Source organism: Fischerella sp. JS2 (genome assembly GCF_032393985.1).
GTDB lineage: Bacteria > Cyanobacteriota > Cyanobacteriia > Cyanobacteriales > Nostocaceae > Fischerella.
Genome location: NZ_CP135918.1, coordinates 347,530 through 369,171 on the forward strand (window position 1 = coordinate 347,530; position 21,642 = coordinate 369,171).

The following is a 21,642-nucleotide window of genomic DNA, read 5'->3' on the forward strand; positions in this document are numbered from 1 at the left end:
GTTGTTAGTGGCTCATGACTTACTACTCCCCATCTCCCCACTATCCACTAAGCACTAACCATTAACCATTCTATGTCCTATAAAATCTAACAAAATTCGCTGATGCACTGGTCCAAGAGGACGGACTTCCCTTGCGATTTTGGAATAACATTGTCCTTGGTGAATTTCATCCGGTGTTACTAAACCCATATCCCAACCTTCATTGAGAACAAGTTGATTTAATTCCACTAATAGTGGTGCTTGGAAAACATGACGTACAACAGAGTTATCGTCGTAACAACCAAACTCAGACACTGTTGGTGGTAGATTGTAGCCAATTTCTTCTAAAATTTCTCGCTTCACTGCTACGTCTGGGGTTTCACCAAGTTCGATATGTCCGCCAAACAGTCCCCAGTAACCAGGGTAGAGAATATTGGGGATGTTATCGCGCAGTTGCATGAGAAATTTGTCTTTTTGGTAGAGAATCGCGATCGCTACATGCATTGGTTGCTTACTCATAAATTTTGCTTGGGATAGTGTGACGTTATTATTATTACTTTTCTTCTAAATACACTTCCCCATATTCTTTGCCTGCAATCGGAATGCTTCGGTAGCGAATTTGACCTTTAATGACTACTTGATCTCCAACTAGTAAATTAGTTTGATTAGTTATAGCCCAAATTTTACCAGTATCGTCTTTTACTAGATATGCTCGTCGTTGCAAGAGGGGAGCAATTTTTTCAACCTTGCCTTGGATGTATACTGTTATATTGCTATCTGGTTGCGATCGCAGTTCTCGAATTGGAGTCACATTTGCACCAAGAGCGTTGATCCCAGAAAAGCTGAAATTACTACAACTTACTAATCCCGCCATGAGAAAGTAAGTTAAGCACAAATAAAAAACTGTGGAAGGAAGGTAATAAGATTTTGAATTTTGGATATTAGAACCACTGCGTTGCTTCGGTTCCCAAAGTTGTAGCATGTAGCGTGACTTTGGATTGGAAATCAATTTGTAAACCTGAGTTTTGTCAATCCATTTATTACATTCTTTTTTGAAATTAATGTAAAATCTATGTGCTTGTAGCATAAAAGATACCTTTTGGGGAAATTTTGGCATCAGTGGTTGATCTGTCGCTATTTGCAAAGAGTCAGTTCCCCTTCAGTCTACCTATGTTCTTCACTACTCAAAATACACTCTCAATTGAAGCAACCAATCTGAGAAAATGGGTAATGGGTAAAAGATTAAAACAGATATTCATCTCCTTCCTGTTCCCCGTTCCCTATGGCAAATGCTGTTTGAAAAGCGCTACAGCATCAGACAGCGACACCCAAAAAGAGCGTATTTCTGTTAATTTTCTGATGGAAACAAACACTGCTAAACTGCTTGATGGTAAAGCCCTAGCTACAAAAATTCAGCAAGAATTGTCTGCTACTATTACCAGATTACAACCCCACATAGAACGCCCGCCTGGTTTAGCAGTACTAATGGTGGGAGATAACCCAGCCTCTGCTGCCTATGTGCGCGGGAAAGAAAGAGCCTGTGCAAAAATCGGTATGGCTTCTTTTGGTAAGCATTTTCCCACACAAACCACTCAAGCCGAACTAGAAGAAGTTATTCATTACCTTAACCAAGATGAACGGGTAGATGGTATTCTCGTGCAATTGCCCCTACCCAATCATCTAGATGCTATTTCTTTATTACACCAAATTGATCCCGATAAAGACGCCGATGGATTACACCCAGTAAATTTAGGAAAATTAGTGCGGGGTGAACCTGGTTTGCGTAGCTGTACACCAGCAGGAGTTATGCGTCTGTTGCAAGAATATGAAATTTCCTTGCGCTCTAAACAAGCGGTAGTGGTAGGACGTAGTATTTTGGTGGGTAAACCATTGGCATTGATGCTCTTAGAGGCTGATGCAACAGTGACAATTGCCCATTCGCGATCACAGGATCTCCCAGCGATAACCAAAAACGCTGATATTTTAATAGCGGCTGTTGGTCGTCCAGAAATAATTACGGCCGAGATGGTTAAACCAGGCGCTGTTGTGGTAGATGTGGGGATAAATCGTGTCACCGATGACAGTGGCAACAGCCGCTTAGTCGGAGATGTCCAATTTGAATCAGTTGCCCATGTGGCAGAATTCCTCACCCCAGTACCTGGCGGTGTTGGCCCTATGACTGTAGCTATGTTGTTGCAAAATACAGTGAATAGCTATAGCCAACGCTTGAAAACTAAAGAGTGATGATTGTCCATTGTCATTTGTCTATTGTCATTTGTGAAAAACTATTGACCATTGACTAATGACCATTGACCAATGACTCTTTCCCTTAAAATTGTTACTTAAATAACAGAAATTTAAGGAAATTAAGGATGGTAACAACGGATAACCTGAAACAAACTCCAGGAAAAGCAAATTTTGACCTCATTACCTATTTAAAAGAACGACAAAAGCTATGTGAAGTAGCTTTGGAACAGGCTATTTCCGTACGTTATCCAGAAAAAATTTATGAAGCAATGCGCTACTCGCTTTTAGCTGGAGGTAAGCGCTTGCGCCCCATTATTTGCCTTGCTACTTGTGAAATGACTGGTGGAAACATCATCATGGCTATGCCAACCGCGTGTGCATTAGAGATGATTCACACCATGTCTTTGATTCACGATGACTTGCCAGCAATGGATAATGATGATTATCGTCGTGGTAAACTCACCAATCACAAGGTATATGGCGAAGATATCGCTATTTTGGCTGGAGATGGCTTGTTAGCTTACGCTTTTGAATATGTAGCGGAGAACACTAAAGACGTGCCAGCAGAGCGATTATTGCGAGTAGTCGCTCATCTAGGGCGTGCAGTAGGCGCTGCTGGTTTGGTGGGTGGTCAAGTACTCGATTTAGAATCAGAAGGAAAATTAGATATTTCTTCAGAAACATTGGATTTTATTCATAACCATAAAACAGGAGCGCTTTTAGAAGCTAGTGTAGTTTGTGGTGGAATTTTGGCAGGGACATCACAAGACAATTTAAAAAGACTCTCTCGCTACGCCAAGAATATTGGGCTAGCCTTCCAGATTATTGATGACATCTTAGATATCACCTCTACACAAGAGCAGCTAGGAAAAACTGTGGGCAAAGATCAAAAAGCCAAAAAAGTAACTTATCCAAGCCTCTGGGGAATTGAAAAATCTCAAAAACAAGCCCAACAGCTAATTGAGTCTGCTTGTGCAGAATTAGAACCGTTTGGGAAAGCGGCAGAACCATTGGTGGCACTAGCTCACTTTATTACCAGTCGTAGTCATTAAGCAGTTATCAGTTAACAGTTATCAGTTATTGGTTGACTGTTTACTGATTTTCTGCTAAACAGCACTGGGTTAATTGTGGATTTTTGGTTGCATCTATTACTTCCTCATACACAACTGCTGCTCACTGTTATTAACCTGACCAAAATACCATGCAGGATATAGGTAACATTTTAGACAACCGGGTGCTGGTGGTTGCTCTAGTAGCTTGTTTAATGGCTCAAGCTTTGAAGCTTATCATTGAACTAGTCAAGAATCGGAAATTAAATGTAAGTGTCTTAGTCACAACTGGAGGTATGCCCAGCGCTCATTCAGCTCTGGTTACGGCTTTAGCAGTTGGCGTGGGGCAAACTCATGGCTGGGCTTCTGCTGAATTTGCCCTTGCCACAGTATTTGCGATTATTGTCATGTACGATGCAGCTGGAGTCCGTCAAGCTGCTGGCAAACAAGCTCGTATTCTCAACCAAATGATTGATGAATTGTTTCACGAACACCCAGAGTTTACAGGCGATCGCCTCAAGGAATTGTTAGGACATACACCATTTCAGGTGATAGCAGGCTCAGCATTAGGTATCACCATCTCTTGGTTAGCTAGTTATGCCTATAATTGAGTTGTTGGTTAGTGGGTAGAGACGCGATGTTCCTCGCGTCTGTACATTAGTAGTTAGTGGTTAGTAGTTGTTAACCAATGACCAATGACTATTGACCAATTTAATTTTGTGGTATGTTCACTGCCGATCGCAACAGCATCACTTTACTACTGTCCACAATCACAGCAAAAAAACCTCGTTCTGAGAGTTTTTTTAATGTGCTGTATGCATCTTTTTGATTAGTTGTATAGGACGCTAATAAGTAATGGCGTTGTCCATAAGCTGCAAAACCCACATCGCCTCCCACTGCTTGTTTAACTTGATTTGCCAGTTCTGGACGGTTGAAATAATCTACTAAGACGGCGAAACCATTTCCCAAACGTTGAGGTTGAAACCTAAGTGTTTGAGTCGGTGCTACTGCTACGTCTGCTGGTCGAGTGGTAATAATAGCAGACAAACCCGCGATGCTGTTGACATACCTAGCCCAACGGTTGGCATCATCAATTCTAGTAAATCCGCCGATTCTAGTGACTATATCGTTGAGATATCTACAGTTTGTAGTCTTAAGTTCAGAAGGTAAGGCCCGATGTAGTTGATTTCGACTATCTTGGGTTGGACTGATTATCAACAATACATATTCGCCAGGATTGGGAGGTTGACAAACGGGAGTTTTTTGCTGTTGGGCAAAAGCAGTATTGATCCCAGCGACCAAACAGGTGAAGGAAGCAAACGAGGCGATCGCTAGTGTGAAACTACTTAGTAAAATATTTGGTGAATTCTGAAATTTATACACCACTGGTTTAGACATAAAAATAAATTCACAGTATTATCCACCATCTTTGATAAAAAATACATATATTTGTTCCATATATTTTCTAGATAGAGGAGTTAGGTAATGGGTAAAGAGTTAGTAGTTAGTGGTTGGTAATTTTCAATACTCAATGCCCACTCCTCATACTCCTCATACTCCCCACTGCCCCTAATCCCCACCAGGGGCCGGTGAGTTCCCCCTCACCTCACACTCCCCGATCCCCGACCCTAAGATACACTGGCAAGAGATGCCAAAGGATTGGGGATACTTTCACTAGGGGCTTGAAATTCTCCTGTGAGGACGTATTCTAGGCGCAGTTTTAACCAAGTAATAAATTGAGGATTGGTAGAAATGATTGCCACTGCTGGTTGCGGACACTTTGCCTTTACTTGTGCCATCTGAGGAGATTCCAGAAAAGCAGGTTGTTTCACTACCCAAAAATCAATTTCCTTTTCTTGTTCGTGGTAGTGACGAGTACGTTCTCGCAACACTTCTTCCATTGGTTCTTCTTCTAACAAAAAGTGTTGACTTGCCAAAACGTAATAGTATGTTTTCATTTTCTTTCTTTACTTAAGTAGCTAAGATGAGGACATAGTATTATCTACTATGTCCTTGAAAATTATCTCAGTTTTAGCCTCTTTAACTACGACGCAAAAGGACAAGAAGTATTGCCTGTTTGTTCATCATGAGTCTGTTTACTGCCACTTGTGAGCCTATTAAAAAATTCGCTATTATCAAAATAATGTTCAACAGAGAGAATTTTCAACTCATCAGTAACACGAGCAACACTCATGCCCACTATCTCCACTGTTTCCCCTGTGGGTGCATGGTCTTTGTATGGACCATTGAAAGTTCCCCAATGACGCCACTTAAATGTAACGTTAGGTGGTCCTGAATAAACCTCCAGCACTTCCCACAAAAATCCTTTTGGAAACGCAGTCTTAAAAAGCTGACCTGAAGATTCAAAGGTTTCCTCAGAAGCTTTGTAATTATCTATATCACCGATGAATAGATTATAAGTTCCAGACGCAAACACATCTTCGGCAGTGTAGGCCTGACCTCCGTTACTACTCATGCGAAACTTGTCTTGTACAACAGATAACCACTCTTGGGGATTACTTTTAAACGAAACCTCCATCTCAAAAGTTCGGACTAAGTTTTGCACGATCGCTTCCAGAGAACCTTCTAAATGGCGGCACTTGCTCTCCTGGGCTAAGCCTGCTTTTGAATCAGAATAATCAGGAGGGGCACCGTAACGCCATTGGGCATTTTTGCTTTGTGCAATTACTGTATCCCGGTCTTGTACCCAAAGCGGAAGGTCTTGAGGTTGTGTTGCGCTCATAAAATTCCTTGGTTTCAAAGTTGACTTGCTGTAACCGCAAATACCATTAAATTTTTAGATTTCGCAGAAACTTTTCCTATTTATTCAATTACCAGTTACCAGTTAATCAGTCAAGAGTAAATGATAACTAATAACAGTTCACTGTTTACTGATTCCCGCGCATAGCTAATTTCATTTCCTGAACTGCTCTTTCCATACCTACCAATACAGCCCGACTGATGATGGTATGACCTATATTCAGTTCTTCCATACCAGGAAGACAAGCAACGGGGTGGACGTTCCAGTAGGTGAGTCCATGACCAGCGTTGATTCGCAATCCGGCTTTGATTGCTTGTTCACAGCCAGCTGCCAACAGGTCTAATTCTTGTTGACGACTAGTTTCATTTTTCGCCTCAGCATATCGACCAGTGTGCAATTCAATAAATTTTGCTTGCAGCGTCCGAGATGCTTCTATTTGTGCTGATTCTGCATCAATAAACAGACTTACTGGAATGTCAGCACTCTGTAGTTGATCAACAACCTCTCCAATTCTATTAATCTGACCTGCGACATCCAATCCACCTTCTGTAGTCACTTCTTCCCGTCGTTCAGGAACTAAAGTCACATAGTCTGGTTTGATATCGAGGGCTATAGCTACCATTTCATCTGTAGCCGCCATTTCCAAATTCAAATGTGTTCTGACTATCTGTCGCAATAAACGCACATCCCGTTCTTGGATATGTCGTCTGTCTTCTCGCAGATGGACAGTAATGCCATCTGCACCACCTAACTCTGCCAATACTGCCCCTGCGATTGGGTCTGGTTCCACCGTCCGTCGCGCTTGCCGGATAGTGGCAATATGGTCAATATTTACACCAAGTGTCGGCAACCCTAGTCTCTCCCTAATCCACAGTCCAGAGATGATTCTAGCGGAAATACTGGTTCGGTAGTTAGTCGAGGATGCGATCGCCTGATAAAATCTCTATTCTGTAATTCAGACATCTTGTAAACAATGAAATTACTGAATGGGGAGCAAGCAGAAATCTTTATGCAAAAGTTAACAGATTACTGTTTAAACCCTGAACATCCTAGTGGAAAGTCTAAAGCTAGAGTTTTCGCTTCGGTTTTAGGAATTACAGGTGAAAATGCTGAAATTTTACGACAGTTTGTGCAAACAGCAGCTATTGAAGGTGAAGTTATCCAGCAAAATAGCACTGCATTCGATCAATAGTTTAAGGTAGATCGGATAGTACCCAATACAGATGGAATACGACTGCGTACAATCTGGGAAATTACCTCGAAAAATCCAAATCCACGCTTGCTCACTGCATTTCTCAAATTATAATGACAAAACTTAAACTTTTGGATACTGTCGCTACTCTAAACCCTGTTTCTATTGAGCAATTAACCTTAGTGGAAGCAGATGACACTGCTATTGAAAGTCTGCCAAGAGGACAAGTGGGAACAATTGTAGAAGTGTATGAAGAAGATTGTCATTATTTAGTTGAATTTGCTGACACTCAAGGGTGTGAATATGCAATGGCTATATTGAAAGCAGATGAACTTTTTGTTTTGCACTATGATTTGGCAGTTGCCTAAGTTTTTTAGTGCAACAGAACAATTTAAGGTTTAATCAGCACGTACAAACTCATATTGATCAGTGCCAGGTTTTGGTTGAACTTTGACTAAGAAGATGGGATTGTCACTGTGATCGCCTGATGAAAACTAAATTTTTCCTGTTGCACCTTCGACTGCAAAACTTGAACTTCGATTAATTATTTTTGAAGCTTTTTCTAAATCATTTAATCAAAACGTAGATCCATCAATAACGGCTTTAGACCTCAACAACTTTCCTACAAGGTCTAAAGCCATCACTACTAACTATGTTATTTAATTGACGACGAATTATCCGACATGCCATCCTGAGATGGCAAACCCCGAATGCGATTCATTTGTGCAAGGGCGTATCGTGCTGTTGCTTGAACATCAGGATCGGAATCTTGCACTGCATGACATAAAATCTGGCTAATTTGAGCCATCATGTCATAAACACGAGTCAGGTCACGAATAGCATTTTGCCGTACCTGTGGGCTTTGATCTCGTAGAGAAATAGCCAAAGCGTTATTCATCGGTTTAAGTGTGCTGATGCCAATTTCTGCTAAGGCAGCCAAAATTAGACTCCGCTGTTGTGAATCGGCATCAATCATTAAATCTACCAACGGTTGAATCGCTCGGGAGTCTCCTTGTTGCCCTAAACCCCAAATCGCTTTGCGTCGCTTAATAGGATCACGACTGCTTAAATCTTGAATTAATTCTTCAACAATATTGGCTTTGGCTAGGCGGGAAGTGTTTTCTATTGGAGATGGTGGCAGTAATTTTACTGTTTGTGATGTGGTAGATACTTGTAGAGTGGTATTTAATTCTTGTGGGGGCTGTATCTGTTGTTGGGAATCTATATCAGTGGAGCCTTCCAAAGACAAAATATCGCTTTTGCTAGGTATAACTTTTTTGCTGCTGCCCAATAATTTTATTAAAAATAACAATGCACCAGTAGCTCCCAAAATCGCGCTCGCCACTACAAACCACCACATTAAGTCGTACTCTTTTGATTGCTTGTTATTTGTAGTGGATTCTGGGTTAGGGCTGGCAAAAATATTTTTATACCAAGTTGTGTTCAAATGTAACACTTTGAGCGATGGAGTGGGGTGGTGAGATGAAATCTTTCTTGCCATCACCCCATTGCCCCATCTTTCAAGGTTTTGTGTTGCTGTACTTGGGGAACCATAGCCCAAACTCGGGTAAGTAAAACAGATACTCAGCACAATTGAATAACGGCATAGCCTCATATACTAAATTTCAGTCAGAATATATGTGGAATTCATGGATACCACGATAACTTCAGACAGAACAAAATGTTAATTATTATTTTGAGAAAAATTTTTACATCAGTATTTTCAATATAGTTGGCAAGGGTGATCTGTTTTTGAAAATAACCTTTTTCCAAGAGGGTTTAGCGATGATCCTCACAGAATTAAATAATAGAATATAGATGTATTATTTATTACCTTTAACAGCCTCTGTAGATGGGCTTATGTACTCAGGAAATAGGGTAAAATATTTCTCCCCATCTCCCCATCTCCCCACCTCCCCCCTACCTCAATTAATATTTTTAGCCTTTTGTCTGTTTTTCCAGATACTGACGCACTCCTTCACTCATTTGCAATAGATTCGGTTCAACCTTTTTGCTGAGAAAATCTTCAACTATATTGGCGACTTTAGTCGCGATGAACCAGGGTACACCTTTGATTTGCTTGGAGTCAATTATAAGTTCGCCACGACTCTTAATAACTGTGGCATTCCCATCTGCAATAAAGCGGTTCTTACCTGCACAGTGAACCGCTTCGGTAAAAGCGTGAGTTTTAATTTGCCACTCCACCAAAAACTCAGCTTCGTTCCAGGTATTGTATTCTGTCCAAGAGAGCATATCTTCACTGAGTATAGCTCTTGCTGCCAATGGAATGTCTCCGCCTCCATGCCATTCGTTAATACTGTAAACTCGTTTATCTTCCTCTCGACGAGATTTCACCTCAATTTGACGCACGTTTGGCATGTAGGGAACAAGTTCAATTAGCTTATCCCGATAGGTAGCGTAGACAAGGGAGAGTGGAAAAGAAATCCGCGTATCAGCAGATATGAGCATTTTTTAATCAATTCTGGATTGAGATTTTGAATAAAAGACAGTTTTAAAGTTAACTGAGACTTTCATATTATCAATATGACTGGAAAGTTATCTTAGCTGGATGTGTGATCGCCCTGTTGGATGTAGAAATTTCCGTAACTGGCAAAAAGCACCAAAACTATTAGATGAAGATGAAGCAGATTTAATTATCGAGCATTGCCTACAGTATTCGTCTTGACATGAAAAACAAACACTATATCAAGAAAACTGAGTTTGTATTGCTAGCGCGAGTTGCACTCATGCCCTAGAGTTATTCACTTACTGTATCTCTTGTTGCCGTAAACGATTCAAACGCTCCGAGTAATTCCTGATTACCTCAATTGCAAACACAGGGGTTTCCTGAACAGCGAACAGAAACCTTGCCTGATCTAAAAAAGCTAGCTTACAGTCTGTTTTCGCGATCGCTGTATAAGTTCTGTTTTTAATACCAATCAGCACTCCCGTACCAAAAACATTTCCTGCTTCTATAGTCTCTACAACCCTACCATTAACTAATAAATCTACTTCTCCTTCTACGACACCATACATACAATCTCCTGTTTGTCCTTCCTGGAAGATGACTTGACCGGGTGAAAATATGACGGGACCAGGTTGTTTTTGAAAAATTGTAATAGTTTGTACAGGCTCTAACATAGTTTTGTCACCCCACTTCCAAAGAAATTTAAATTATAGTGTGCTTTATTTGATAGATTTTATAAATAAAATTTCACACTCTAATAATAATTTTGATACATTGTCTGCAATCAGGTCGGTAGACATTAACAAATAAAAATGGGTAATTGGTAATTGGTAATTAAGATACTGATGTTTTTTCCCATGCCCGATGTCCAAAACCTTCTGCCTTCTGCCTTTCTCTGTAAACAATTATCTGAACTTGATAGAATTGGTGATAGCTAAATCATATGAGTGATACCCTATTCTCTATTGAAAATTTGCGGGTTGCCTATCCTCACCGTAGTGACGAAAAGACTCAATGGGCTGTTGATGATGTATCTTTCAGCCTTCAACCAGGTGAAAAAATGGGATTGGTAGGAGAGTCTGGGTGTGGTAAGTCAACTTTGGGAAGGGCTGCAATGCGATTGCTACCACCATCTACTCGGATTGAGGGACAAGTAACATTTCAAGGACAGTCTGTGTTTGATTTAACACCATTGCAGATGCAAAAATTCCGAGGAGAGGCAGTGGCGTTAATCTTTCAAGACCCAATGACGCGCCTCGATCCACTAATGACGATTGGCAACCACTGTATTGAAACGCTCAAGGCACACTCACCCCAATTATCAGCCAAAGCAGCGAAAGAAAAAGCGATCGCCACTTTAGAAAAGGTTAATATACCAGCTACTCGCTGGAATCAGTATCCTCATGAGTTTAGCGGTGGAATGCGGCAACGGGTAGCAATTGCCTTAGCTTTATTGTTGCAACCAAAGCTGATAGTTGCCGATGAACCCACCACCAGCTTAGATGTCACTGTCTCAGCCCAGATTTTGCAGGAACTCACTCGATTGTGTGCCGAAGAAAACATGGCCCTATTGCTTATTTCCCATGATTTAGCAATGGTGGCAGAGTATTGCGATCGCATTGGCGTTATGTATAACGGCAAAATAGTAGAAATGGGTGCTACAGAATCCGTATTTCGGCATCCCCAACACGAATACACGCGATCGCTCCTCCAAGCAGCTTTGCATATTCAGGCAGTGGAAGGGACTGAAGACTGGGGACAAGGGGAAATTTCTCCTTTGTCTTTTCCTGATTCCCAATCGCCCATCTCGAAAGACCAATCCCCGATTCTACGTGTTGTAGACCTAAAGCAGCACTATACAATCGAGCCTAATTTTGTCGAACGCATATTTAAAGGGCCAGGTCAAACTATCAAAGCAGTTGATGGCATTAACCTAGAACTCTATCCAGGAGAGATTTTAGGATTAGTCGGGGAGTCTGGTTGTGGTAAAAGTACGTTATCGCGAACTATTTTGCAACTAATTCGTCCTAGTGCTGGCAAAGTTGAGTTTCTTGGCAAAGACATTACTAACCTATCTCGGCAAGAAATTCGTCTGCAACGGCGGCAAATGCAAATGGTCTTTCAAGACCCCCATGCTTGTCTCAATCCAGCAATGACTGTAGGACAGAGCATCGCTGACCCGTTATTAATTCACCAGCTGGTAACTCCTGAAGCAGCAAAACAGCAGGTTTTGCAGATGTTGGCAAAAGTTGGGTTACAACCACCGGAAGTTTATTATCAGCGTTATCCCTCGGATTTATCAGGAGGACAGCAGCAACGAGTCGCAATTGCTCGTGCTTTAATCACTCATCCTAAACTTTTAATTTGTGATGAACCCGTGAGCATGTTAGATGCTAGCGTACAGTCACAAGTATTGGATTTGATGCTGGAGTTGAAAGAAGAATTTGATTTAACGTATTTATTTATTACTCATGATTTATGGTTGGCGAGATTCTTGTGCGATCGTATTGCTGTTATGAATAGTGGCAAGATTGTTGAAATGGGCCCCACTAAAGAAATTTTTGCCAACCCGCAACACCCCTATACGCAAACTCTTCTTGCTGCTGCGCCTTTGTTGGCGAGAGCATAAGGGAATAAGGAGTGGGGGAGTGTGTAGACGAGCCACTGCGGTGGACTCTTCTCCCGGCATAAAGAAAGAGGCGTCACCTGCCATGCGCCCTGCGCGGCTTAAGGTAAGGGTGGGGTGTGTAGACGCGTAGCGGCTTAAGGTAAGGGTGGAGTAAATAACCACTAACTACTAACTACTAACTACTAATGTACAGACGTGATGTTCCTCGCGTCTCTACCCACTAACAACCAACAATTGACTAATGACAATTGACAATTGACTATTAACTATTGACAAACGGCGAACACTCAAACAAATGCAAACCTAAACGTTGAGACAGTTCCTCGCACACTTTGACTCCCCGGACGCTGTTACCGCGTGCATCTAGGCGTGGTGAAAATACTGCAATTCCCATCTTGTTGGGTACTACGGCAATAATTCCACCAGAGATACCACTTTTAGCAGGAATACCAACTTTGTATGCCCATTCCCCAGCAAAGTTATACATCCCACAGGTGTACATGACACTCAGAATGTCTTTGACATAACAGCTTTTTATCGCTTGTTCATTGGTGATGGGATTGACACCCTTGTGAGCTAATGTCGCCGCCATTACCGCTAAATCATGGCAATTGACCATCACAGCACACTGCTGGAAGTACAGATCCAACGCTTCATCAATAGGTTTGTCAATCATGCCAAAGTTGAGCATCAGATGCGCCATCGCCCGGTTACGGTGTCCGGTGGTGCGTTCTGAGGTGAATACTGAGATATCAACAAATACGTCATGTCCGATGTATTTCTGGAACATATTCAACATCCGGTTTAAACGTTCGGTTGCGTCCGACCCTTTGATCAAACTAGTAGTAGCGATCGCTCCTGCATTAACCATTGGGTTGTAGGGTCGTTTGGATTGTTCGTCAAGGACAATGGCGTTAAATGCATCTCCTGTTGGCTCTACACCTACCCTGGTCAATATATAATCTCGCCCATGATCCATAAGAGCGAGTCCGTATGCAAACACCTTTGATATCGATTGAATCGTAAACAGCTGCTGATAATCCCCAACTTCGTAAATTTCACCGTTCACATTAACGATGCTGATGGCGAACAACTCCGGGTCTACCTTGGCTAATTCTGGGATGTAGTTCGCAACTGCTCCATCCTGTAATGACTCGTATTTAGAATACAAATCATCAATAAAAGCTTGTAGTGAAGATGGATTTTTTGCTAGTTCTTCTTGGTTTGTCATGAAGCTAAGTACAAAAGTCTGAAGGATGAAATTAGAAGAAAATCAGATCAAACACTTTTATTTTTTGATGGACATATAGATAGAAGGTATATAGATCAAAACTGTTTATTGTTAGGCGTTTGCTGCGTCTTTTACGCCAAGCAGTTAGGTTTATCTGTGGGCTATTTTTCACTCTATCCTTGGAGAAGCAGTCCAAAGGGTGTCTACACCCTTCACTGTTCCATTAACAACTCAGTTTGAAAAATAACTCGTTCTCAACTACCCAAAGCAAGATATTAAGTTTCTTTGCCGCAGTTACAAATTATTCGTATACCACCAGCAAATCTGGTTAATTTTTTCAAAAATTATTTTTTCTTTTATTGTAAAAAATATTTCATGCAACTGGAACTACTTTCCAGTTCTATATTCCACTATATATGTAAATTAATTTACTACATATCTGCCGCGTTTGAATAATTCAGTGTATCCAGATACTTGTTGCAAAAATCACATTTATTAAAAGATAGTCAATATCAAAATAACTGTAATACTTCTTCTATATATCGACTTTATTATCAGCGATCCCCTAATTGTTACCCTTTGATGAGCTATTGGCAAATACTACTGAAAAAATGTTATAAAGATAACTTAAAGTTTATAAAAAATTATAATTTTTTATCTTAAGTATATCTACTTATTGTAAGTATATTTATGGGAGAAGCAGATTTTTGAGAAACTAAATAACATTAATGAGCTTTTTAGGCAAGCCCATATGCAATTTAATTGATTTGAATACCAAATCGTGTCAAGTTTTCTTAATAAAATTTCTAAACAATAAAAAAAACTGTTACATCGCTAAAATCCGCTTTTGAGAAAGGTTTTGACCTTGAAATACTAATTTAATTCTGATAAATTTACCTAGTCTTACGCTAAAACCCTGATCCCCAAGTTCAAAGGTTCGTGTTAATCTGTTGCAGTTAATAGCAAAAAGTGAAAGCGGAACGAGTTCGATTGTTGGAGAAGGTAATTTTCATTAAATGCCTAACCCACGAGCTGTAAAGTATCCGTTCTTCAGTAGCTTTAATATTCGGACGCATGAATCAAAAACATTTGTGGACTGTTGTCGCTGTGTGTAGCACAGTTTTGGGGATGCCCTTAGTTGGACGTACAGAAACAGCTAAGAAAACTGCTCCAAGCTCACCACTTCTGCCTTCAGGTGATGTGGAAAAGGTAGGAGAATACCAATCCCCAACAGCGAACCCTGCTTCAGGTGCTGTGATCGCCAAGATTCACACACACCAAGTAGCGGGTCGCCCAGTGGCAACGCTCTATATCCGCGATATTCCCGTTCTCAGCTTTTTAGGGCAGAAATCAGTTGCCAATCAAGAAACAAAAGTTGGTGAAATTGGTAACGTCAACGGGGTATCCAAAGCTCTTGATACCAGCAGTCCCACTCAAATAGCAGCAACCAATGGGACAGGCATAAGTTTGGCGACTCAGACTAGCTCAAAAACAGAAGACCCAATTCAAAGGGCAAGTTTAGTAGCAGCAAAAATTAACCAGCTAGTTTTAAATAAAGTAGACGCTAGTAAAATCATCGTCAGTTGGAAAGCACCAAACGCATCTACAACATCCAAGCAAGACCAGAACAAAAGACTAAATGGTCAACAAAAAGCTGGCGATCGCTTCGTCATCAAGGTTAACAATCAAGAACTGGTAGAGATTGATCAAAATACAAAACTAGCGGATACAACCAACGATCCAGCTCAAGATGCATTGCAAGTGACCAACCGCTTGCGCCGACTCATAGGCAACGCATCGCCTATAAACCAGATCGCTAACTTACCTACGCGTTTACCAGAATCACTACCAGCTAAGCTACCACATCAGATTGCCGTCAAAGTGAAAGACACTTTCAAAGGCATAGCCTCCTACTACGGCCATGACTTTTCTGGTAATAAAACCGCCACTGGTGAGAGGTTCAATCCCAATGGAATGACAGCTGCTCACCGCAGCTTACCTTTTGGAACAAGAGTACGTGTGACCAATACCCGCAATGGTCGGTCTGTAGTTGTGCGAATCAATGACAGAGGTCCATACATTCGTGGTCGGGTTATTGACCTCTCTTTAGGCGCAGCGCGCGTTTTAGGTATGATGGGTAGCGGTATTGCACCTGTACGAATTGAAGTTCTGGGAAGGTAGTTTGTTTAGTGTTAGGTGTTGTTTGTTGTTTGTTGTTTGGTATTTTTTGTCTGGTGTTTGTTGTTTGATGTTTGGATGTCGTAACACCATCAACAATTAACTACCAACAATCAAATGCCAATTACCAACAAACAACCACCAACTAACAACAATCAACTACCAACAAACAACTACCATTTCCTTTGTTCCCCTAGACTAGCCTCTTGCCTCACTTTCGGATATAAACTAACGGGGAAGAGCTAGATCAAGACTAGGGGTATTTTTGTGCGCCTGTTGACAACTATTGTGGCACTACGCTGCTATTTAGATCAGCGCCGTTTGCAAAATCAGCTTATAGAGCAAGAACGGCCATCAGAATTTGAGGTGACTGGCAGACCTTTAACGGCTGTTGGTCTAGTTCCCACTATGGGAGCCTTACACAAAGGTCATTTAAGTTTAATTCAACGGGCGCGGCAAGAAAATGCTACGGTTATTGTCAGTATTTTCGTCAATCCTTTGCAATTTGGCCCCAATGAGGATTTTCACCGCTATCCCCGCACTTTAGACCAAGATCTACAACTGTGTGAACAAGCAGGGGTAGATATAGTTTTTGCGCCAACTCCGGAAGAAATGGGAGTTGACCTGAAAAATATACAAGAATCAAAAGTTACACAAGTCAACCCGTCATCTGCTATGATATCTGGCTTGTGTGGTCGTTATCGGCCTGGTCACTTTCAGGGTGTGGCTACGATCGTGACTAAACTTTTCAATTTGGTACAGCCTGACCGAGCTTATTTTGGTCAAAAGGATGGTCAGCAGCTAGCTATTATTAAGCAGCTGGTAGTTGATTTGAATTTTTTGATCGAAATTGTTGCTTGTGCAACGGTGCGGGAAACATCTGGTTTAGCCATAAGTTCTCGTAACCAATATTTGACTACTACAGAAAAACAGCAAGCAGTTGTGTTGTATGGCAGCTTGCAAAAAGCGCAAGCAGCTTTTCGCGCTGGAGAACGCAATGCCAACAAGCTCATTGCAGCAGCGCAGCAAGAAATAGCAATGGTCAGTTCTGTATCTGTGGAATATATTGAATTGGTTGAACCAAATACTTTAATGCCAATAGAAACAGTTCAGGAGGAAGGAATGCTCGCGATCGCTGCTCGTCTTGGTTCTACACGTTTGATTGATAACACCATTTTGCGCGATCGCCAGCCAATTATTGCTATTGACGGGCCAGCCGGAGCTGGTAAATCCACTGTTGCCCGGCAGGTAGCAGCAAAAATAGGTCTGGTATATCTGGATACAGGAGCTATGTATCGTGCCGTCACCTGGCTGGTACTGCATGAAGGAATTGCCCTAGATGATGAGTGTGCGATCGCAGAATTAGCCAGCAGGTGTGTGATTGAACTGGCTCCGGGGCAAGACTTACAATCTCCAGTACAAGTGTGGATTAACCATCATGATGTTACCCAAGCAATTCGCTCAATTACGGTGACATCCAATGTTTCGGCTATAGCTGCACAAAGTGCTGTGCGTCAAGCATTAGTCAAACAACAACAAAGGTGGGGTAAAAAAGGTGGTTTAGTTGCAGAAGGACGGGATATCGGTTCCCACGTTTTCCCCGATGCAGAAGTGAAAATCTTTTTAACCGCTTCTGTGCAAGAACGCGCCCGTCGCCGCCTACACGACTATCAAAAACAAGGTCAAAGCGAAATATCTTTGGAACAGCTAGAAAAAGATATTGCCGAACGTGACTGGAAAGATAGCACCCGTAAAGTTTCTCCTTTGAAGAAAGCGCCAGATGCAGTTGAAATTAGCACAGATGGTTTGTCAGTAACCGAAGTCACAGAAAAAATTGTTGACTATTATCAGCAACGCTTATCGCAGTTTTAGTAGTCATTAGTCAATAGTCAATGGTCAATAGTCATTTGTAAAAACTCTGGACAATTGACACTTGACTCTGGACAATTGACTCCACAAAGCAGAAGTTAATTTACATTAAGTCAATGAATCTGAGAATAAACTCGCTATCCTAGAGGAAGAGCAAGACGATACTTTAACAAATGAGCTTTAAAAACTTTCAGTTAAGTCTGTATCAACTCCGCCCTTGGCTTACCCTCATAGTAATTGCGTGGTTACTAGGATCATTAGGCTTGGGCTGGTTGGTAAATTCGTTGCTGATAATCGTTGGGCTACTTTTGCTCACGCCTATTCTGGCCTTTTTTGGGTTTCGTTGGTGGTTACAACGTAACCTAGTTACTGATCGCTGTCCCGTCTGTAGATACGAATTTACGGGTTTGAACCAAACTCAGTTACAATGTCCTAATTGTGGAGAACTGTTGTCAGTGCAACAGGGCCATTTTCAGCGCATTACACCCGATGGGACAATTGATGTGACAGCCGTGGAAGTACCAGCACAATCACTTGAAGATTAGTCAATGGTCATTGGTTATTAGTCATTAGTCATTAGTAAATAAGTAACAAATGACAGATGACAAAGGACTAATGACTATTAGTATTGACTTATTTTGAATTGGTTTGTGTGTATTTACGTACTATACCCATTATTTTGTCAGATGATACAGGTTTGGCGAGTAAATCTGTAGAACCTACTACTTTAGCTCGAACTCGGTCTAAAAGACTATCGCTGTCTGTCAAAATAACTATAGGTGTATTAGCAAATAGGGAAACACGCCTGATTTGAGCGCAGATTTCGTAACCACTGGTAACTGGCGACATCAAATTCAAAAAAATCAGGTTTGGTCTATGCTCAATTAGGATTGATAGCGCATGAATGGTATCTTGAATATTAATAAATCTAAATCCATTAGAAATGAGAATATCCTCTAGTGTTTGACTAACCGCAGGGTTGTTATTGACATAAGCAATAAGTGGACTATTGTCAGTTGTGAGTTTTTTTATTAAAGAGTTATTATTAACTTCAACAACTCGTAAAGGTAAATCAAAAACTTCTACTAATTCAACTGTTCCTTTGGATATATAAGGAAGCAAAGAATGGGTAACTGTAAGTACGCTTTGCTTCATTTTTGCGCTTAAATCCCATAGAGTATATTTGCCATTGATTAAAGTCACAAAATTCTTGTATACTGCTGAACTTACCTGTTTATGGAGTTGATCTGGTTTTCGTACTGTTGGGGCTAAATTAGGTGATATATTCTTCAAACCAGCTTCTAACCAATGTTTCCAAGACTCTTGCATCAGTTTGAAAGACATATCTGCACCTGCGATACTGATTGGTGCTTCTAAGATGATTTCTTGGTTGCGATCGCAACTTATAGAGTAAAAATTTGCTTGTTGAATGATATCAAATAATAACTCTGCAATTGTGTTTTCTATAACAGATATTATTTGTTCGCGCTTAACTTTTTGTTGCTTGTATAGAGAAACTAGCAGATGATAATCCCAGTAATCGATAGATACTTCTTGAGAGTGCAAAGATAATTTATCGACATCAATACTAGGACAGTGTTGAGCAATTTGTCGTCGCCAACGTCGAAAGGGATGAGTACCTCCGGTTGCCCAAATTATTCTGCCAAAATAATAATATAAAACCCATTTCTGACCATTGGCACTTTTAATATTTAATCTGCCACTATAATGTAATTGATTACAAAGTTTCAATTCATTAATTAATTTATCTACTACCATCATGAGCGGATGGTTCATATTTTTTCCTTGATTAATATCATTGGTAAATTATTTTGATTTTAGAAAGTTTTTATCTACACAGTATTAATTAACTATATTTTTAGAGTTCAAATCAAATGAATTAGCAAAATAACTATTGCTGGACTGATTTTGCTAGTTGTAGCAATTTTCAATTCACTAAACAACCAGACCTAACAATTCAACTTCTCTGTTTTAGGAAACAGAAATAGTGAGTCTTTCTCCCACACAAAGAAAGGTTTAGAGAAAGATGAGGATGGTTGATTAGTTTGAAAACAGCTGTATTTTGATGTGTTGGTATACAGATTTCCTCAGTTCAAAATCAAACTATTCTGAAGATATATATCATATTATACTTTTATATTTTGGTTTATAACCGTATTAATTCTGATTTTGTTGTTATGTTAATTTGTAGATACAGGTAGTTTGTCGCTGAAAATTATATAGATAAACAGCTTTGTAGTAAGCAATTCAGTTTCCTTGAGCATACGTGCGCTCACTACAAAGTCGACCAAACTAACACGGCATCTCAAAATCTATTTTTACACCCAATCAAATAATTGATACCAAAACACTACTTAAAGGAAAAGCTAAAAGTCTATACTCCGACTTCTAGGACTTGTTGTAAGTTTTACCGCTAGCGATCGCTGCTCTGAGATTACCTTGGTTTTCTGAAAGTAGTTGTAGACCTTGCTGTTTATCCAAGCCAGTCCAGTGCATTAGGAGTGCCAATTTTACCCATTTACCACTGCGTTCTAATAAAAAATCTGATGCTTCACGGCTCAAACCCGTCAAGTCTTGCAAGATTCTTAAAGCGCGATCGCGTAATTTGTTATTAGTTACCGCTACATCTACCATACGATTTCCGTAGACTTTGCCCAAGCGCACCATCACACCTGTAGACAGGATATTCAAAGCTAGCTTAGTTGCGGTTCCAGCTTTGAGGCGAGTAGAACCAGCAAGCACTTCTGGGCCTGTTAATAGGCGAATATCAATATCTGCTTCTACACTCACTTGCTCAGCAGGTACACAAGCGATAAAAATTGTAGTTGCTCCCCTTTGACGAGCAGCATTGATAGCACCATGAACATAAGGTGTTGTCCCACCAGCAGTAATACCAACTACTACATCTAGTTGCGTTACTTGTCGCTGTTGTATCGCCGCTTCTCCATCTTGAAAGCGATCTTCTAAATCTTCGGAACTGCGTAGTAGCGCCCCAGCACCACCAGCAATAATTCCTTGTACGAGTTCTGGAGGGGTACAAAAAGTTGGTGGACACTCAGCAGCATCTAATACTCCCAACCTCCCACTTGTTCCTGCACCAATATAAAACAGCCGTCCTCCCTTTTGCAAACACTCGGCGGTACGTTCAATTGCTTGAGCTAACTTGATTTTTGCAGCAGCAACCGCAGCCACTGCTTTTTCGTCCTCGCGATTAAAAATTTCCACCAACTCTAAACAACTAAGTTGATCTAGGTTCTGAGTATTAGGGTTAACTTGTTCTGTGAGCAGATGTCCGCGTTCCTGTAAATCAGTCATTTGTTGGTTGTCCTTGGTCATTGGTCATTGGTCATTAGTCATTGGGCATTGGTCATAAATCAGTTAACAAGTTAACAGTTAACAGTGAAATGGTATTACGGGACACTGTGCAGAGCGCTTGACCATTGACAATTGACAATTGACCATTGACCATTGACTAATGACTATTTATAGTAATCCTTCTAATCGGCGACGAATACTATCTAGTTCCGAATCAGACAATTCTGCTTCTGATGGTGATTCTTGAGTATCAGTCTGTGGTTGCTCGGTTTCAGTGTCTGGTTTCCAGTCGGTTTCTTCTACGTTGATTTCTGGGGGAACCACCAAACCACTATTTTCTGTGACGATTTCCCAATCATAGCCAGCACTTTGACAAAACTCTTTGATCTCTTCAGCATCAATTGACTCAACTATGGGTGTAGGAAAATCTTGGGCTTCTAGCATCAAAGCAAAGCGGGTAGCGTCGTCTTCTGACTCAAACATGAGAATTTTATTGCGATCGCCTTCTCGAACTGTGTGGATTCCTTCGTTATCTGTGCCAGCATTGAAGATTAACACAAAAACACGCATGGGTGTAATCATCTTTCCTTTTTTTTGGGGTCTATTCTTAATTAAAGTTCTAGCTGGTGTCCAAAGAAAAGATTATGAGCTAACCTGAGAGCTGGTTAGGGTGTGTAGCGATCGCGGTTTCGTGGCTTCTGAGT

Annotated in this window: 22 protein-coding genes; 9 read left to right on the forward strand and 13 right to left on the reverse strand. The window is 40.9% G+C overall.

The genetic code is table 11. The features are described from left to right. Window positions 1-54 precede the first annotated feature (54 nt). On the reverse strand, window positions 55-498 hold the full coding sequence (locus RS893_RS01485; RefSeq protein ID WP_315789488.1) for an NUDIX hydrolase: 444 nt from the start codon (window positions 496-498) through the stop codon (window positions 55-57). A 34-nt stretch (window positions 499-532) separates the two neighbouring features. Beyond that, window positions 533-1,066: a DNA-binding protein gene (locus RS893_RS01490; protein ID WP_396336450.1), complete on the reverse strand. Its 534-nt coding sequence runs from the start codon at window positions 1,064-1,066 to the stop codon at window positions 533-535. A gap of 272 nt (window positions 1,067-1,338) precedes the next feature. On the opposite strand from RS893_RS01490, the gene folD reads away from it, so the two are divergent. From folD to RS893_RS01505, 3 genes are all read left to right on the forward strand, one after another. Then, the gene (gene folD / locus RS893_RS01495) at window positions 1,339-2,223 is read left to right on the forward strand and encodes a bifunctional methylenetetrahydrofolate dehydrogenase/methenyltetrahydrofolate cyclohydrolase FolD (RefSeq protein ID WP_315791832.1); all 885 of its coding nucleotides are present in this window, start codon (window positions 1,339-1,341) and stop codon (window positions 2,221-2,223) included. 128 nt (window positions 2,224-2,351) lie between these two features. Further along, complete coding sequence (gene crtE, locus RS893_RS01500; protein ID WP_315789491.1) at window positions 2,352-3,278, forward strand: geranylgeranyl diphosphate synthase CrtE; 927 nt, start codon at window positions 2,352-2,354, stop codon at window positions 3,276-3,278. 149 nt (window positions 3,279-3,427) lie between these two features. Further along, window positions 3,428-3,886, forward strand: coding sequence for a divergent PAP2 family protein (locus RS893_RS01505; RefSeq protein WP_009460306.1), 459 nt, complete (start codon window positions 3,428-3,430; stop codon window positions 3,884-3,886). 100 nt (window positions 3,887-3,986) lie between these two features. Here the strand turns inward: RS893_RS01505 and RS893_RS01510 are convergent, their stop codons facing one another. The 4 genes from RS893_RS01510 to RS893_RS01525 form a co-directional block, all read right to left on the reverse strand. Continuing rightward, window positions 3,987-4,673: a hypothetical protein gene (locus RS893_RS01510; RefSeq protein WP_315789495.1), complete on the reverse strand. Its 687-nt coding sequence runs from the start codon at window positions 4,671-4,673 to the stop codon at window positions 3,987-3,989. A gap of 230 nt (window positions 4,674-4,903) precedes the next feature. After that, window positions 4,904-5,233 carry an MgPME-cyclase complex family protein gene (locus RS893_RS01515; protein WP_315789497.1) on the reverse strand — a complete coding sequence of 110 codons (330 nt, stop codon included), beginning with the start codon at window positions 5,231-5,233 and terminating at the stop codon, window positions 4,904-4,906. A gap of 86 nt (window positions 5,234-5,319) precedes the next feature. After that, window positions 5,320-6,018: a SnoaL-like polyketide cyclase gene (locus RS893_RS01520; RefSeq protein WP_315789498.1), complete on the reverse strand. Its 699-nt coding sequence runs from the start codon at window positions 6,016-6,018 to the stop codon at window positions 5,320-5,322. 145 nt (window positions 6,019-6,163) lie between these two features. Beyond that, window positions 6,164-6,886 carry a pyridoxine 5'-phosphate synthase gene (locus RS893_RS01525; protein WP_315789499.1) on the reverse strand — a complete coding sequence of 241 codons (723 nt, stop codon included), beginning with the start codon at window positions 6,884-6,886 and terminating at the stop codon, window positions 6,164-6,166. A gap of 123 nt (window positions 6,887-7,009) precedes the next feature. Here RS893_RS01525 and RS893_RS01530 point away from each other — a divergent pair, with 123 nt between their 5' ends. Both RS893_RS01530 and RS893_RS01535 read left to right on the forward strand, forming a co-directional pair. Continuing rightward, window positions 7,010-7,228 (forward strand): DUF6883 domain-containing protein, encoded by a 219-nt coding sequence (locus RS893_RS01530; protein WP_396336407.1) that lies wholly within the window; start codon window positions 7,010-7,012, stop codon window positions 7,226-7,228. Window positions 7,229-7,341: 113 nt separating this feature from the next. Continuing rightward, window positions 7,342-7,596, forward strand: coding sequence for a DUF4926 domain-containing protein (locus RS893_RS01535; RefSeq protein WP_315789502.1), 255 nt, complete (start codon window positions 7,342-7,344; stop codon window positions 7,594-7,596). A 287-nt stretch (window positions 7,597-7,883) separates the two neighbouring features. Here the strand turns inward: RS893_RS01535 and RS893_RS01540 are convergent, their stop codons facing one another. From RS893_RS01540 to RS893_RS01550, 3 genes are all read right to left on the reverse strand, one after another. Continuing rightward, the gene (locus RS893_RS01540; RefSeq protein WP_396336408.1) at window positions 7,884-8,843 is read right to left on the reverse strand and encodes a HEAT repeat domain-containing protein; all 960 of its coding nucleotides are present in this window, start codon (window positions 8,841-8,843) and stop codon (window positions 7,884-7,886) included. A 323-nt stretch (window positions 8,844-9,166) separates the two neighbouring features. Next, the gene (locus RS893_RS01545; protein ID WP_315789505.1) at window positions 9,167-9,697 is read right to left on the reverse strand and encodes a hypothetical protein; all 531 of its coding nucleotides are present in this window, start codon (window positions 9,695-9,697) and stop codon (window positions 9,167-9,169) included. Window positions 9,698-9,994: 297 nt separating this feature from the next. Further along, window positions 9,995-10,369, reverse strand: a complete 375-nt coding sequence (locus RS893_RS01550; protein ID WP_315789506.1) for a cyclic nucleotide-binding domain-containing protein — start codon at window positions 10,367-10,369, stop codon at window positions 9,995-9,997. Between the two features lie 269 nt (window positions 10,370-10,638). Here RS893_RS01550 and RS893_RS01555 point away from each other — a divergent pair, with 269 nt between their 5' ends. Next, a complete protein-coding gene (locus tag RS893_RS01555) occupies window positions 10,639-12,324 on the forward strand; it encodes an ABC transporter ATP-binding protein (RefSeq protein WP_315789507.1) in 1,686 nt (561 codons plus the stop codon). 262 nt (window positions 12,325-12,586) lie between these two features. Here RS893_RS01555 and glsA read toward each other — a convergent pair whose 3' ends face one another. Then, window positions 12,587-13,555 (reverse strand): glutaminase A, encoded by a 969-nt coding sequence (glsA, locus tag RS893_RS01560; RefSeq protein WP_315789508.1) that lies wholly within the window; start codon window positions 13,553-13,555, stop codon window positions 12,587-12,589. Between the two features lie 1,074 nt (window positions 13,556-14,629). Here glsA and RS893_RS01565 point away from each other — a divergent pair. From RS893_RS01565 to RS893_RS01575, 3 genes are all read left to right on the forward strand, one after another. Further along, window positions 14,630-15,736 (forward strand): septal ring lytic transglycosylase RlpA family protein, encoded by a 1,107-nt coding sequence (locus tag RS893_RS01565; RefSeq protein ID WP_315789509.1) that lies wholly within the window; start codon window positions 14,630-14,632, stop codon window positions 15,734-15,736. Between the two features lie 264 nt (window positions 15,737-16,000). After that, complete coding sequence (locus RS893_RS01570; protein ID WP_315789510.1) at window positions 16,001-17,605, forward strand: bifunctional pantoate--beta-alanine ligase/(d)CMP kinase; 1,605 nt, start codon at window positions 16,001-16,003, stop codon at window positions 17,603-17,605. 170 nt (window positions 17,606-17,775) lie between these two features. Next, window positions 17,776-18,147 (forward strand): hypothetical protein, encoded by a 372-nt coding sequence (locus RS893_RS01575; protein WP_315789512.1) that lies wholly within the window; start codon window positions 17,776-17,778, stop codon window positions 18,145-18,147. Window positions 18,148-18,235: 88 nt separating this feature from the next. On the opposite strand, the gene RS893_RS01580 is transcribed toward RS893_RS01575, so the two are convergent. The 3 genes from RS893_RS01580 to RS893_RS01590 all read right to left on the reverse strand — a co-directional run bounded on the left by RS893_RS01580 (window position 18,236) and on the right by RS893_RS01590 (window position 21,520). Beyond that, window positions 18,236-19,399 carry a response regulator gene (locus RS893_RS01580; protein WP_315789513.1) on the reverse strand — a complete coding sequence of 388 codons (1,164 nt, stop codon included), beginning with the start codon at window positions 19,397-19,399 and terminating at the stop codon, window positions 18,236-18,238. A 612-nt stretch (window positions 19,400-20,011) separates the two neighbouring features. Beyond that, window positions 20,012-20,938, reverse strand: a complete 927-nt coding sequence (gene murQ, locus RS893_RS01585; protein ID WP_315791833.1) for an N-acetylmuramic acid 6-phosphate etherase — start codon at window positions 20,936-20,938, stop codon at window positions 20,012-20,014. A 168-nt stretch (window positions 20,939-21,106) separates the two neighbouring features. After that, window positions 21,107-21,520 carry a DUF3110 domain-containing protein gene (locus tag RS893_RS01590; RefSeq protein ID WP_315789514.1) on the reverse strand — a complete coding sequence of 138 codons (414 nt, stop codon included), beginning with the start codon at window positions 21,518-21,520 and terminating at the stop codon, window positions 21,107-21,109. Between the last annotated feature and the right edge of the window lie 122 nt (window positions 21,521-21,642).

Bases quoted from the DNA above. Each gene is read 5' to 3' on its own strand.
- RS893_RS01485 (WP_315789488.1), bottom strand. From the start codon at position 498: ATGAGTAAGCAACCAATGCATGTAGCGATCGCGATTCTCTACCAAAAA.
- RS893_RS01490 (WP_396336450.1), bottom strand. From the start codon at position 1,066: ATGCTACAAGCACATAGATTTTACATTAATTTCAAAAAAGAATGTAAT.
- folD (WP_315791832.1), top strand. From the start codon at position 1,339: ATGGAAACAAACACTGCTAAACTGCTTGATGGTAAAGCCCTAGCTACA.
- crtE (WP_315789491.1), top strand. From the start codon at position 2,352: ATGGTAACAACGGATAACCTGAAACAAACTCCAGGAAAAGCAAATTTT.
- RS893_RS01505 (WP_009460306.1), top strand. From the start codon at position 3,428: ATGCAGGATATAGGTAACATTTTAGACAACCGGGTGCTGGTGGTTGCT.
- RS893_RS01510 (WP_315789495.1), bottom strand. From the start codon at position 4,673: ATGTCTAAACCAGTGGTGTATAAATTTCAGAATTCACCAAATATTTTA.
- RS893_RS01515 (WP_315789497.1), bottom strand. From the start codon at position 5,233: ATGAAAACATACTATTACGTTTTGGCAAGTCAACACTTTTTGTTAGAA.
- RS893_RS01520 (WP_315789498.1), bottom strand. From the start codon at position 6,018: ATGAGCGCAACACAACCTCAAGACCTTCCGCTTTGGGTACAAGACCGG.
- RS893_RS01530 (WP_396336407.1), top strand. From the start codon at position 7,010: ATGAAATTACTGAATGGGGAGCAAGCAGAAATCTTTATGCAAAAGTTA.
- RS893_RS01535 (WP_315789502.1), top strand. From the start codon at position 7,342: ATGACAAAACTTAAACTTTTGGATACTGTCGCTACTCTAAACCCTGTT.
- RS893_RS01540 (WP_396336408.1), bottom strand. From the start codon at position 8,843: ATGAGGCTATGCCGTTATTCAATTGTGCTGAGTATCTGTTTTACTTAC.
- RS893_RS01545 (WP_315789505.1), bottom strand. From the start codon at position 9,697: ATGCTCATATCTGCTGATACGCGGATTTCTTTTCCACTCTCCCTTGTC.
- RS893_RS01550 (WP_315789506.1), bottom strand. From the start codon at position 10,369: ATGTTAGAGCCTGTACAAACTATTACAATTTTTCAAAAACAACCTGGT.
- RS893_RS01555 (WP_315789507.1), top strand. From the start codon at position 10,639: ATGAGTGATACCCTATTCTCTATTGAAAATTTGCGGGTTGCCTATCCT.
- glsA (WP_315789508.1), bottom strand. From the start codon at position 13,555: ATGACAAACCAAGAAGAACTAGCAAAAAATCCATCTTCACTACAAGCT.
- RS893_RS01565 (WP_315789509.1), top strand. From the start codon at position 14,630: ATGAATCAAAAACATTTGTGGACTGTTGTCGCTGTGTGTAGCACAGTT.
- RS893_RS01575 (WP_315789512.1), top strand. From the start codon at position 17,776: ATGAGCTTTAAAAACTTTCAGTTAAGTCTGTATCAACTCCGCCCTTGG.
- RS893_RS01580 (WP_315789513.1), bottom strand. From the start codon at position 19,399: ATGAACCATCCGCTCATGATGGTAGTAGATAAATTAATTAATGAATTG.
- murQ (WP_315791833.1), bottom strand. From the start codon at position 20,938: ATGACTGATTTACAGGAACGCGGACATCTGCTCACAGAACAAGTTAAC.
- RS893_RS01590 (WP_315789514.1), bottom strand. From the start codon at position 21,520: ATGATTACACCCATGCGTGTTTTTGTGTTAATCTTCAATGCTGGCACA.